At 46.1% G+C, this 14,465-nt stretch carries 9 protein-coding genes; 5 read left to right on the top strand and 4 right to left on the bottom strand.

Annotated elements, in window-relative coordinates:
* Positions 1-19 precede the first annotated feature (19 nt).
* Both QUB68_RS00975 and QUB68_RS00980 read right to left on the bottom strand, forming a co-directional pair.
* Positions 20-1,186: a DUF1822 family protein gene (locus tag QUB68_RS00975; protein WP_332988536.1), complete on the bottom strand. Its 1,167-nt coding sequence runs from the start codon at positions 1,184-1,186 to the stop codon at positions 20-22.
* Positions 1,183-1,965: a sigma-70 family RNA polymerase sigma factor gene (locus tag QUB68_RS00980; RefSeq protein WP_332988538.1), complete on the bottom strand. Its 783-nt coding sequence runs from the start codon at positions 1,963-1,965 to the stop codon at positions 1,183-1,185. Before QUB68_RS00980 ends, QUB68_RS00975 begins: the two co-directional genes overlap by 4 nt.
* 424 nt (positions 1,966-2,389) lie before the next feature.
* On the opposite strand from QUB68_RS00980, the gene QUB68_RS00985 reads away from it, so the two are divergent.
* The 5 genes from QUB68_RS00985 (at position 2,390) to QUB68_RS01005 (ending at position 12,283) form a co-directional block, all read left to right on the top strand.
* Entirely contained in the window at positions 2,390-2,530 is a 141-nt protein-coding gene (locus QUB68_RS00985) for a hypothetical protein (protein ID WP_332988540.1), read from the top strand.
* A 4-nt stretch (positions 2,531-2,534) separates the two neighbouring features.
* Positions 2,535-2,675: a hypothetical protein gene (locus tag QUB68_RS00990; protein ID WP_332988541.1), complete on the top strand. Its 141-nt coding sequence runs from the start codon at positions 2,535-2,537 to the stop codon at positions 2,673-2,675.
* Between the two features lie 4 nt (positions 2,676-2,679).
* Complete coding sequence (locus tag QUB68_RS00995; RefSeq protein ID WP_332988542.1) at positions 2,680-2,853, top strand: hypothetical protein; 174 nt, start codon at positions 2,680-2,682, stop codon at positions 2,851-2,853.
* A gap of 384 nt (positions 2,854-3,237) precedes the next feature.
* Positions 3,238-11,118 carry a hypothetical protein gene (locus QUB68_RS01000; RefSeq protein ID WP_332988544.1) on the top strand — a complete coding sequence of 2,627 codons (7,881 nt, stop codon included), beginning with the start codon at positions 3,238-3,240 and terminating at the stop codon, positions 11,116-11,118.
* Positions 11,119-11,527: 409 nt separating this feature from the next.
* Positions 11,528-12,283, top strand: a complete 756-nt coding sequence (locus QUB68_RS01005; RefSeq protein WP_332988545.1) for a 4'-phosphopantetheinyl transferase family protein — start codon at positions 11,528-11,530, stop codon at positions 12,281-12,283.
* A gap of 463 nt (positions 12,284-12,746) precedes the next feature.
* Here the strand turns inward: QUB68_RS01005 and QUB68_RS01010 are convergent, their stop codons facing one another.
* Both QUB68_RS01010 and QUB68_RS01015 read right to left on the bottom strand, forming a co-directional pair.
* A complete protein-coding gene (locus QUB68_RS01010; protein WP_332988546.1) occupies positions 12,747-14,063 on the bottom strand; it encodes an adenylate/guanylate cyclase domain-containing protein in 1,317 nt (438 codons plus the stop codon).
* Positions 14,060-14,452, bottom strand: coding sequence for a response regulator (locus QUB68_RS01015; RefSeq protein WP_332988548.1), 393 nt, complete (start codon positions 14,450-14,452; stop codon positions 14,060-14,062). The genes QUB68_RS01010 and QUB68_RS01015 overlap by 4 nt, the downstream gene beginning before the upstream one ends.
* Positions 14,453-14,465: the final 13 nt, after the last annotated feature.

Consider the following 14,465-nt stretch of genomic DNA (forward strand, 5'->3'; position numbering starts at 1 on the left):
AGTGTAGTGATTTTCAGAATCATACCACAAAATTTTCTGTTATGCTCAAATCATCTATGGCAACTCGGATGCTAAAGCTCTCTTCGGGTTCTACCTCAAAATCTTTCAGCAAAATACACAAATCTTGAACCGTTGATTCACTTTTGTGTAAAATTTTTCCAGTATCGGATATTAACGAGAGTTTAGTATGGGGTGGGAGGTAGCGTTGTCCGATCGCCGGATGCAACTGGACATGAACTATAATAGTGCGATCGCTCTGTTGGGCGATCGCCACCAACAAAACCACAGTTTTCCGGCCCAACTGCAATCCCAAATCAATCAATCTAGCCCTCGCAACATCCGCTTCCGGGAATCTATGCTGGAGGCTGGCTTGTCCCCCTGATAATGAAGAATTTTGTCTCGAATTTCCACCACTTCGGAATGCAAAATCTGGATTCTCATCAGGAAAAATTGCGTCTTCTAAATTTTGCTTACCTTGGTCAAATTTCTGCCAACCTGTTTCAACAATATTCTTAAACCAATTGCCTAATTTCGACGGAATCGGATTTTCAATTTCACCGGGTGAATCCTCCAGTGGTTGCGGGTCAAATATTGCCTCGAAAGGTTGCCAATCAGGATTAAATACATTCACCAACCACTGATTTAGGTCAACTTTAGCGTCAAAGAAATGTTCGAGATTTACCAAAAAGTCGTCAAGAGAATGTAATTCATTCAATACTAATTCGCCTGAATCGGCAGTTGGAGAAAAACCAAGTAATCTCGCTTCTTTTTCATCTTCATCAATTGCTACGGCAATATAACCGATACGATCGGCCCTAGCTTCCACGGGAACTGGGCAATTTATAGGCGAATTTGTTGATGAATTTTCGTAAGGTTTTGCTTGATTTTGATGCAGGTTTCTAACGGGACGGCATTCAATTTTACCCAATCCTTTGATATACAAATCTGCCGCATCTGTAAACAAGCGCATTGCTGGATTCCAGCTATCGCACTCAGTCAAATCAGTTTCAATACTCAAGATTTCCAGGTAATCGTGAACTGCTAGCACTGCCAAAGTATTGAGATAAACTTGCTCTCGTCTTTGCGGATGGCGCTGTTGGGCGGCAAATTCCCGCGCAATTTCTAGTGAATTTTGAGTAATTGGCATCGGCAAAGGTTCAAGATTTGAAAAGTTTTCATAGTTCATTGTTCCGGCACTCCTGGTATGGTGAAAGTTTGATATCCTTGATTTTCGGAAAATTGTTGCAGTAGATGGCGACAGTCATTGTTGAGCAATTGATATAAAGTGGAATGGGCGCACCCAAACTCTTTGGCAATCTCTTGAAGACTTTGACCGTACAAACACTTGCGCTGCAATAAAACTTGGCAATTGATTTCTGGTTTACCTCTAACGTGTCTGCTTTTCAACTCATCATTTGGATCGGTTTCTATCCATTCTAAAAGTTCGTCCAAATAGAAACTTATATCGGGATTTGCTCGCAGATTTTCATTGTATTTGATATCCTCTCTGTTTGATACTTGCTCTAGAGAGACCATTGGAGGTTGTCTTTGTCTGTCCCTTGCTTGTTTTTGCTGTTGATAACAATCTAACAGCCGCTTTTTGAGATAGGGATTTAACCAAGTGGTAATCAGGCTTTTTTCGGGATCGTAAGCTTGTTTTGCTGTGGTAGCTTCACATAAATTCCGCGAAAGATAGATCCATGTCTTCTGTAATGCTTCTTCGTAGTGAGGCGTGTTATCTTTCCAGAGTTTGCCGGATTTGACAATTTCTCGAATCAGTTTATCCAAGAAACGACCTCGCCGGGGACTACCCAGAGGATGCTTACAAGCTTCGGTGACGAGTTGGAGGATGTGCTTTTGAGACGGATCTCGATCGCAATTTCCAGATTTTCCTGAGCCCCCAGCAGCATCGGAATCGTCGGATAAGTGGTCTTCCCCCTCGGAGGGGTTGGATTTATCGTTCATAGTTAAGTGCGGCCGCAACTTTGTTCCTACACTTATTTATCAGGTTGAATTAGGAATTTTTTTGCGAAATTTCCCAGTTTTTTTTGTGGATGTAGCTGAAAGCTATGCTGTGCTGTTGATGTGGCTGTTTTAGTGTAGGTTAAGTTTTGTAAAAAGGTCGATCGGCCATCAAGCCAGTTTATAGACCAATACGGTTCAGTTAACATATTTATGCCCCGGAGATCCCCCTAAATCCCCCGAAAGCAAGGGGGACTTTGAGGGCATTCTTGTCCCCCCCTTTTTAAGGGGGGTTAGGGGGGATCTGTCTTAAGTGAACCATGTCGATTTATAAACAGACTTGGGAATCCCGCTTCAACTCCCAAAACCAACTCTTTTCGGTGCTTTCACGGAGTATTTACAGAATTTCTCAAAAAAAATTGAAATTTTGCATAAAACTACCGAGTCAGCCCTGATAGATAAGTATGAGGGACAGTTAGGCGGTTGGGGCGATCGGGCTTCAACTCCCAAAACCCGCTCTTTTCAGTGCTTTCACGGAGTCTTTACAGAATTTCTCAAAATAAATTGAAATTTTGCATAAAACTACCGAGTCGGCCCTGATAGATAAGTATGAGGGACAGTTAGGCGGTTGGGGCGATCGGGCTTCAACTCCCAAAACCAGCTTATTCCAGTGCTTTCACGGAGTATTTACAGAATTTCTCAAAATAAATTGAAATTTTGCATAAAACTACCGAGTCGGCCCTGATAAGTAAATGTACGGAACAATCAGGCGGTTGGGGCGATCGCGCTTCAACTCCCGAAACCAGCTTATTCCAGTGCTTTCACGGAGTATTTACAGAATTTCTCAAAAATAAAGTGAAATTTTGCATAAAACTACCGAGTTCGCCCTGATAAGTAAATAAGGACTTACGCAGCAAGCTCAAGAAACCGGGTTTTTGGCCTAATCTCCTGGTAACAGCGAATAATTTTCGCAAAAAACCCGGTTTCTGGCCACCCGCGCATAAGTCCTATGGTGCGATCGAATTTATTAATTTCAGGGAGTGCATTAATCTATGGATTTTGAATCGGGCTTTAGCGGTTGTTTGCGGTGTTAGCGGGCGATTCCCTAGGGGATAGCTTCGCTTCACGAAGTTTTTCACAATACCTTAACTGACTTGAAGGGCGATCGACCCTAATTTTCAGGCGAGCAAATTCGGTAAATGTGACACGTCTGTGCGTGTCGGCGGAGTCTTTTTGTCAATTTTCAGCTTGTATCTACTCTTGGAGAATAAAACCATGACTTCTAACAAATCTTTCAATTCTGCGATCGAAGCTTCTCTGCAACAGGCTTACAGCACTTTAAATAATTTTGCCAATGGTGATGATTTTGTTGTCAAAGTTCAAAGTATTTTCGGCACAAATTTTGATGCTGGTAAGTTAGATGAGATCCGCCAGCAGTGGGTTAACAGCGACTTTGCATCTCTGCCTGCGATCGAAATTCGCACTGGTTCTGAACTCCAAGGGGCTAATGCTGCTTATGCGGGTTCAAATAATACCATTTATGTTTCCCAAGACTTTTTGACTCAAAATACTGATAATCTTCAAGGGATTACCAGTGTTTTATTGGAAGAGATTGGTCATTCTGTGGATTGGCACATTAATACTTCTGATACTCCTGGGGATGAAGGGGAGTTCTTTTCGGGAGTTGTACAAGGAGGTGATTTAGATACATCAAAAGTACAAATTAAAACTGAAAACGACACAGGAATAATTGTGTTGTCCGGTCAAGAAATTGTGGTTGAACAGAATACTAATATACCCAATATTAGTGCATTAGAAAGTGGTGAATGGTGGCAGCCTAAAAATATCACATATAGTTTTGTGGCTGACAACGAAGCTATCAAATTATATTCCGCAGTTAGGCCTGGTATGAAAGTATCTAAAATAGAAGATCAAAGAATAATAGATAATGTCAAGGATGTCATTAAGAATGTTTATAATCCATTTATTAATTCACAAATTACTCTAGTGACAGAAAAAGTAGAAAATGCTTATCAATTGTGGGACATTTTCAAGTTATCTCCCTACAAAAAATTAACACAGGCAGGTAATATACGGTTCCTTATGTCTGATTTTATTATGACAGGAGAAGGACTCAAAGCTAATAAGACAGCAGCCGCAGGATATCCCGGCCCTGTTAATCAGCAAAACAATCCAGAATCATTAGGAGGAGATGTTTATTTTGGAACTAAAGTTGAAAAAGAAGAGAATAAATTTTATAATCGACCCGGGGGGTGGGGTTATGAAACAATTATTCATGAAATTGGTCATGCTTTAGGGCTTCAACATCCTCATGAAGGTTCTCCTCCTCTAGCCACAAGTGAGGATAATCTATCGAACACAGTAATGACTTATAACTTCGGAGGAGCATGGCCAGTTTCTTTAATGCCCTATGATATTCTTACTTTGCAGAAGCACTACGGAGCCAAAGCTAAAAATGGAGGCGCTACAACATATAACTTTACTGACATTGACAAATATCAGGTTAATTCTGCTAATTATTATCCAAGTTTTGAGAGGGTTGATCAACCAATTAGAAGTACATTATGGGATAGTGGTGGTATAGACACCTTAGATTTTAATGAGATTCCTGTCTCCATACCTAAGCCTGGAAATATAGACTACCGATTTGAGATGAAACAAGGTGGTATTCTTACTAGAATGTCTGATTCTACATTCTTTAAACCCTACCCATCTAGTAAGCCAAATCTACTAGACTTTATTTTTGGTTCTATTCCAGCGGGTGAACTCAAATTTAAAGAGATGGGAAAAACTCTACTTGCGTATAGTCCCTCCAATGGATCTTTCGATGCAACTATTGAAAACTTGGTTGGCTCGCAAGGTAATGACTGGATTACTGGAAATGTTGCAGATAATCAGATATGGGGAAACAAAGGTAGAGATTTCATAGAGGGGGATTTAGGCAACGATAAAATTTATGGTGGAGATAATGAAGATTCACTCTTTGGTGGCAAACAATTTGAAATTGCTCAATCAGGAGATGTAATAGTCCAAGGTGGAGCAAATACTAATAACAATGCTCCATCAGATTATGTAAGCGGAGTTCAAGTTAAACCACCTGTACTGAGAGATTATACTGGCACTGAATTTGACGGCAATGATTTCATCTCTGGTGGAAATGGCGATGACTATATAGATGGTGGCAACGGTAATGATAACTTAGCAGGAGACAATGACGATGATTTCATTAAAGGTAATACAGGCCAGGATACTATTTCGGGTGGTAACGGGCAGGATACACTTCAAGGAAACGAAGGTAACGACTTCATTAGAGGTGATGCGGGTGATGACCAAATTACAGGCGATCAAGGTAATGATAACATTCAAGGCAATGAAGGTAATGACAACATTTATGGAGGCAAAGACAACGATACACTCAGTGGTGGCAACGACCAAGACCAACTCTTCGGCGGCGATAACGAAGACATTCTCAACGGCAACGATGGCAATGACATCCTTTATGGCGAACTTGGTAACGATATCCTCTACGGCGACAACGGCAGCGACTCCTTATTCGGGCAAGAAGGAAACGACACCCTCAGCGGTGGCAATGACCAAGACATACTTTTCGGCGGCGATAACGAAGATATCCTCAGCGGTGGAAATGATGACGATATTCTCTACGGCGAACTAGGAGATGACCAACTCTACGGTGACGCTGGCAACGACAAACTCTACGGCCAAGCAGGCAACGACTTCATCCAAGGCAACGAAGGCGAAGACTACGCTGAAGGTGGCAGCGGCCGCGACTTCATCCAAGGCAACGAAGGCGACGACATCCTCTACGGCGGCGACGGTAGCGACACCCAACAAGGCAACCAAGGCGACGACTTCATCGATGGCGGCAACGGCCAAGACTACCTCCAAGGCAACGAAGGCGATGACGAAATCTACGGACAAGCCGGCAGCGACTTAATCGAAGGCAACACCGGCAACGACTGGTTAGAAGGTGGCAATGACCAAGACACCATTTTTGGCGGGGCCGACGATGACGATATTTTCGGACAAGCTGGCGATGACTCGCTGTTTGGCGAAGACGGCAAAGACTTCATCGATGGTGGCGATGGCAAAGATACTCTGTTTGGCGGGGCCGATGACGACGTACTTTTAGGTCAAGCTGGCGAAGATACCCTCAATGGCAATGCTGGAAACGACGAACTTTACGGCGGTACTGGCAACGACTTCTTAACAGCAGAAGCAGGCGATGACTTAATAGATGGCGGTGAAGGAGTCGATCGAGTTAACTACGATAACTCACCAAACGGAGTCATTGTCAACATCGATGAAAGCCAAACCTACGAACACAACAAAAGACAACGGGCGAGACAAGCCGTAAATCCAGCCAACCCCGACCAATTTTACACCGACCTAGAACGCGACTTTGAAATCGACTCCGGCGCAGCCAAAGACGGTTTCGGCAACACCGACAAGCTAACCAATTTAGAAGACATCACCGGCACACGCTTTGATGACATCCTGATTGGCAACAGCAAAGACAATCAAATCAAAGCCTTAGCCGGAAATGACATCCTCATCGGCCACCAAGGAAATGACAGCTTTGACGGCGGAGATGGCATAGATATTGTCAGCTACCGTCGCGACTTCAACGGTGTCACCGTCAACCTCGAAACAGGTACAGCCACCGACGGTTCCGGTGCAAATGATGCCATTACCGGAGTCGAAAACGTTGTCGGTTCCGAATTCAACGACGACATTACAGGCGACAAAAATGCCAACACTCTCACGGGTGGTAGCGGCGACGATAAAATCAAGGGCCTCGATGGCAACGACCAACTCTACGGCGAATTCGGCAATGACGAAATTTCCGGCGGTAATGGCAGCGACAGGATTTTTGGCAACCAGGGAGAAGACTCTCTCTACGGTGAAGCCGGCAACGACTTCGTGTACGGCGGCGACGGCAGCGACTTCGTAGACGCTGGTACTGGCGATGATTTTGTCTCAGGCGACAGTGGCAGCAGCGACAGCAGCTACGGCAACGACACCATCTACGGCAATGCTGGCAATGACCAACTCTACGGACGCGCAGGCAATGACTATATCTACGGTGGCGCAGACAAAGACACCATCTACGGCGAAAGCGACAACGACAAACTCTACGGAGAAGGAGACACCGACCTAATCTACGGCGGCACCGGCGACGACGAAATGTTCGGCGGCGACGACAAAGACACCCTCATCGGCGAAGCCGGAAACGACACACTCAGAGGCGATGCAGGCGACGACACCCTAGACGCAGGCATCGGCAACGACTTCCTCTACGGCGGCACCGGCAAAGACACCCTCAACGCAGGCCTCGGCAACGACCAACTCTACGGCGGCGACGATGCCGACATCCTCCTCGGCAAAGAAGGCGACGACAACCTCTACGGCGAAGCGGGCGACGACACCCTCGATGCAGCAGAAGGCAACGATAACCTTTACGGCGGCGACGGCAAAGACTTCCTCGATGCTGGCATTGGCAACGACCAACTCTGGGGAGGCCAAGGCGATGACACCCTACTCGGCAAAGCTGGCGATGACAACCTATTTGGGGAAGCGGGCGACGACATCCTCAATGCAGCCGAAGGCAACGACAGTCTCTACGGCGGCGACGGCAAAGACATTCTCGATGCCGGAATTGGTAACGACCTACTTTATGGTGGTCAAGGTGATGACACTTTATTAGCCCAAGCTGGCGATGACAATCTGTTTGGGGAATCTGGCAACGACATCCTGAATGCAGGCGATGGCAATGACAGTCTCTACGGTGGCGACGGCAAAGACTTACTCGATGCTGGAAGTGGCAATGACCTACTTTATGGAGGTCAAGACGACGATACTTTACTCGGTAAAACAGGCGACGACAACCTGTTTGGCGAATCTGGCAACGACATTCTCGATGCTGGCGATGGCAACGATTCCCTGTACGGCGCAGACGGCAAAGACTTACTTGATGCCGGCAGTGGCAACGACTATCTCTGGGGTGGCCAAGGTGATGACACTTTATTAGCCCAAGCTGGCGATGACTACCTGTTCGGTGAAAACGGCGATGACATCCTGAATGCAGGCGATGGCAACGACAGTCTCTACGGCGGCAACGACCGAGATACATTGTTCGGCCAAGCTGGCAGCGACTTATTAGAAGGTGGTTCCGGCGATGATTCCCTGTTAGGAGGCGAAGGCAACGATACGATTCTCGGTCAATCTGACAGCGACACTCTCTACGGAGGCGGTGGCGATGACATCCTCGAAGGCAATTCAGGAACAGACCGACTTTTCGGCGAACTAGGTAATGACTCCCTCGATGGCGGTAGCGAAAATGACACCCTTGAAGGCGGCGACGGTAACGACTTCCTAGACGGTGGCGAAAATAACGACAGTTTGTTCGGACAAGCTGGCAACGATACGGTTCTCGGCAGTCGCGGCGACGATATTGTGGATGGCGGTTTAGGGAATGATTTGCTACAGGGCAATCAAGGGCGCGATCGCATTTACGGACAAGCAGGCCTCGACACTCTCCTCGGTGGCGACGACAGCGACACCCTCTGGGGAGGCGACGATGGCGACAGTTTGCTAGGAGAATCCGGCAGCGATACCTTGTTCGGCGGCACCGGCGACGACATTCTCGATGGCGGTGATGATAGCGACAACGTTTACGGTGAAGCCGGTAAAGACACTCTCTCCGGCGGTAGCGGTGACGACATGGTTGACGGCGGTACTGAGAACGATACTCTGTTCGGCAACGACGGCCGCGATAAATTGTACGGCCGCGCAGGCGATGACCTTTTAGAAGGCAATGCCGATAATGACGAACTCTGGGGCGGCGATAACAACGATACGCTGTTGGGACAAACCGGAAATGACGTTCTCTGGGGTGAATCGGGCAATGACAGCCTGGATGGTGGCGAAGGGGACGATCGACTTTTCGGTCAAATCGGCAACGACAGCCTCTCTGGTAACAACGGAGACGACTACCTAGAAGGCAACGCAGGCGATGATAGCTTGAGTGGTGGCGCAGGGCGCGATCGCATTTTCGGAAATGACGGCAACGACTTCGCTGACGGCAACAGCGGCGACGACTACATCGACGGCGGCGCTAACAACGATACCTTGTCTGGTGGTGAAGGGGACGATCGAATTTTCGGTCAATCCGGCAACGACAGCATCCAAGGAAACGAAGACAATGACTTCATCGATGCAGGAACCGGCAACGACACCGTATTCGGTAACGACGGCGACGACGAAATCTACGGCCGCGAAGACCGAGATTTCATCGACGGCGGCCGCGGCAACGACGAAATTTACGGCGGTGACAACATTGACACCATCTTCGGACAAACCGGAAACGACAACATCGATGCCGGAAGTGGCGACGACTCCGTTTACGGCGGCGACGGAAACGACAAAATTTGGGGTCAAGCCGGCAACGACTTCATCAACGCTAACGCAGGCAACGACAACGTTTGGGGCAACGAAGACGACGACAACATTTTAGGAGACGCTGGCGACGACAAAATCGACGGCGGTTCCGGCTACGACACCATCGATGGCGGCGCAGGCAACGACGAACTCTTCGGCGGTACTGGCAACGACTTACTAAACGGAGGGGCTGGTAACGATAAAATTGACGGCAGCATCGATGATGACAAACTATTCGGAGGCGCTGGAAATGACTTGCTGTTTGGCAGTGAAGGCAAAGACACGATTTTCGGCGAAGTCGGCCAAGACACCCTCTACGGTGGCGACGAAACTGACTTGATGGACGGCGGCGCCAGCAACGACTTAGTTTACGGCGATAACGGCGATGACACTTTGACCGGCGATTCGGGCAACGATACGCTGTTCGGCGGTTCTGGCAACGACTTCATGGGAGGAGGTGCCGGCAATGACTTGCTACTCGGTCAATGCGACGATGACACGATGCTGGGAGGTGCCGGCCGCGATACCCTAGACGGCGGTTGTGGCAACGACTTGCTAAGTGGAGAAGCTGGCAATGACAACCTGTTTGGCGATTTAGGCGATGACAGTCTCGATGCTGGTACAGGTGACGACATCCTCAATGGCGGGGGCGGCAATGACCTGTTAAATGGCAGCAGCGGCAACGATACCTTGAACGGTAACGACGGCAATGACCTCCTCTACGGTGGCGAAGGAAACAACGTCCTTAACGGCGAAAATGGCGAAGATACGCTGTTTGGAGGCATCACTAGCGACTTGTTTGTGATTGGGCCAAATGCCGGAGTTGATCAGATTTTCTCCTTCCAAGTCGATCGAGATTACCTAGGACTCAACGGCAATCTCACCTTCGATCAAATCAAGATTTCCCAAGGTGCGATCGGTTTTACCAACGATTCTTTGATTACCATTGCAGGCAGCGGCGAACAATTAGCCATTTTAAAAGACGTTCAATTCACTCAAATTGATAGTTCTCGTTTCGTCTCCTACAGCTACAACGGCGCGCTGCCTCCAGCCTTCAATACTCCATCAAATATCGATCCGTTAACTGGTGTTTCTCTAGATGCTGACGATTCGATGACTGGCAGTGTTAATGCGAACTCGCCCAGTCTCCAAAACAGCACTGCTGTGACACCAACCAGTCCAAGTCTCAATCAATCACCAGCAGGTACTAGCGCCAGCATTCTGACAGCAACTACCACCAATGCTGTGACACCAACAGGTACTAGCGCCAGCATTCTGACAGCAACCACCAGCAATGCTGTGACACCAACCAGTCCAAGTCTCAGCCAGTCCCCAGCAGGTACTAGCAGGAGCATTCTGACCCCAACCACCACCAATACTATCTCCAGCGATCCGTTAATCAATGGCGGTTCAATCTCCAGTATGATGAGCTTTGCAGGTCGAACCGATGATGATACACTCATCTACGGTAATAACGGTTTCTTTGCTCCTCTAAGTCTCAGTACAACTGGGTCAGTTACTGGTGTTAAGACGGCAAGCAGTGTTAATAGTGCGATCGTCCCAGATGCCAGCCTTGCTGCTAAGGACAAGAACCTGTTAATTACTCCGAGTGCCAGCCAAGCTAACCCACTCACCAGTAATACCTTAACTGGCGTTACTACCACGACACTACTATAGATAGATTGACATCTATCAGATAGATTAGATAAAAACCCGGGTTCTCGAAGAACCCGGGTTTTTATCTATCTGCTCAAAACTAATATATAGATTGTATCGTGTAGGTCTATTAGCATAAAAAAAGGTTTGTAGTACGGACTTCAGTCCGCTCTTTTCTGAGGACTCAAGTCCGCACAAATCCTTACTTGTTGCCGTCAATCGACCGGACGTGATATTATTGAGCGACACCCTCTCTTCTCTTGCTCTAAGTCCTCTGCGGTTCATTAACTTATACCAATTAGAAAAATTAGTGCTACATCTAATATCATTTCTAAAAACTATTGCTACAAAAAAAGTGTTGGGTTTGTTTCCTCAACTATAAACTCAGGAAAGCCGTAAGTGAAAGTTCTTTATAAGCAAAAATAAATACATGATTGCAGTCGTTCCTTCCTGGAATTCCCCACCGCAAAACCCGACATTAGATATCGGTTCCATTCACGTCTGGCGCGTCTCTCTAGCTCAAACGCAGTCTTGCTTGCAGAGTTTGCAGCAGACTCTCTCTACCGACGAACAGACAAAAGCACAGCGTTTTCACTTTCCAAAAGATCGATCGCAATTTATTGTCAGTCGCGGCGCCCTCAGAGCAATTCTGAGCCGCTATTTACACATAAATCCCAGCCTCCTGCGCTTTGACTGCAACCCCTACGGCAAACCCTCTCTCATCGCCTCCCAAAATGGAGATACCCTGCGTTTCAATTTGTCTCACTCTCGCGGAATCACTCTCATTGCTATTACCAAAAATCGAGATATTGGCATCGACATAGAAGGCATTAATCCAAAATTCCCTTGTCTGGAGATTGCTGAAAAATTTTTTACACCCTTAGAAAGCTATGTACTGCGTTCGCTTTCAGAGCATCTCCAACCCACAGCTTTCTTCACCTGCTGGACTCGCAAAGAAGCTTACATCAAAGCAGTGGGTAAAGGACTTTCTATTCCCCTGAATCAGTTTGAGGTCAGCCTCGTACCAGGAGAACCAGCAGCGCTGTTAAATATTGAAGGAAACCCCGAAGAAGCATCAAGATGGTCTTTAATTGAATTAATTCCCAGTTCAGATATGGTGGGGGCTATTGCGGTTGAACTATGTTGCTGGAAACTTCATTGCTGGCAATGGACAGGGGAGTTTTGAGTTATGGTTCGCGGTCAAGAATACAAATTTTTATTTCATTTCTTGATGACATCCGACACCCGACCCTCAGAAATCCTGCTTATCAGTGTATTTCTAGCTATTAAACCCAGAATCTTTCCCAGCAAGCGCGTTTGTCCACTATAGAATAAAAAAAATAGTTTTTGAGTGAAAATTATCGACTAATGCGCCTAATTTTGTTGTTATTTTCGATTAATTAACAGCTTTTGCATCCGGAATATAGCGGTTCGAGCTCTCATATGAGGTATGGTAAATTCTCCTACAAGCACCAGGGATCAGACACACTGCGGGCGATTATTTTTACTCCCAGAAACCTCAGTCAGCTTATAGGAACTACCTTTTTTCCCATTACCTTTTTCCCCATTACCCATTACCCATTACCCATTACCCATTACCAGACATACCTCATCTTTCTGAGAAAGGCTATATATTAAATTAAGTCCGCTCAACTTTGGGACAAAATTAACTGCATTTCCTGATAGCGTTGCAAATAACTTTGCGCTACCTTATCCTGGGGATTCTTTCGCACGCAATCAGCAAACAGTTCAGCAGCTTCTTGATGTTTAGCAGCAGCGTAATTGTATAGTGCTTCCAAAAATACAGGCAAAGTTGCTAACTTGCCCTCTTTCACTTCTGGTGCATCGGCCTCAAACACTTCGTAAATCGTCACTAAATCCGATTTACCTTTTACTCGAACACGGCCAATATTTCGGATTGCATAACTTGCCGGCTCGCTCAATCTTAAAAAAGTATTTTGAGTAATCAACATCGCTACTCCGTAACTTTTTGTCAAGCTTTCCACCCGCGAGGCTAAATTCACCGCGTCGCCAATCACTGTACTGTCCATCCTGTTAGTTGACCCAACTGTTCCTAACATCAATGAACCCGTATTGATGCCAATCCCAATTTTAATCGGTGGGTAGCTGCAACGAATGCGATGTTGATTGTATTCGTTGAGACTTTGCAACATAGAAATTCCTGCCTTGACGGCATTGTCTGCACTGTAGCCGAACAAAGCCATAATTGCATCGCCAATATATTTATCAATAAAGCCGTGATTTTTAATAATATTTGGCTCCATTCGACCCAAATAGGAATTTATAAAATCGAAAGTTTCCTGAGGACTCATTCTCTCAGAAAAAGCCGTAAAATCACGAATATCGGAAAACAATATTGACATTTCTTTTTCCACGCTGTCGCCGAGTAGAACGTCGCTCAAGCTATCGTGGCTTAGCAGCGAGACAAATTCATTCGGTACAAAGCGTTTGGCAGCTTCTGTTAATTTTAATTGCTGTGACAGGGCAAATTCTAACTCCTGATTAATTTTCATAAGTTCAGAATTTTGTGATGCTAGTTTTTGATCCAGACTGTAGCTGTGAACGGCTTCTGTTACAGTCAATTTCAAGTCTTCAGTTTGCCAGGGTTTGCCGATGTAGCGGTATAGTTTCGCCTGTTTGATGGCATTTCCTACCGCCTCAATAGTCGCCTGACCGGTCAGCATCACCTTGAGAGTTTTGGGAGAAATTTCGTGAACTAGCCGCAACAATTCATCTCCTTTCATGTCAGGCATTACATAATCCGAGATGATCAAAGGGATTTCATACCCGTCTTCCAGCAATTCAGCAATTAACTCTAGGGCATCTTGACCTCCTTCGGCAATTTCAATTTGATAAGTATTGCCTAAAGCCTCTTTTAATTCAGTTTTCAGACTTTTCAGAATGGTTTTTTCATCGTCAACGCAAATAATGACTTGTTTGGTCATAGCGATAAGGCCGTTTTAATGGTTTCGATCAACTCTGATTCCGACCAAGGTTTCTGCAAACACCGATGGAGGTTGGCTTCGTCAAAAGCCCTCTTCACGGCCTCTTCATCGGCTTGACCTGTGAGCATAATCTTTACTATGTTCGGGAATTTTTGATGAACCAGAACTAGAAATTCATCTCCTTTCATTCCTGGCATTAACCAATCCGATACAATCAAGATAATCGAAATTTCCTCGTCATTTAATTCATCAAGTAACTCTAAAGCATCGGCGGGATTTTCCGCTAGCTCATAAGCGTAAGCATTCCCAAACGCGGATTTTAATTGGGTTTTGAGGCTTTTCAAAACTACCGTTTCGTCGTCAACACACAGGATAATTGGTTTAGACATTTTTGCGGGCTTA

This window comes from Microcoleus sp. A006_D1, from assembly GCF_036702805.1.
Taxonomy (GTDB): domain Bacteria; phylum Cyanobacteriota; class Cyanobacteriia; order Cyanobacteriales; family Microcoleaceae; genus Microcoleus.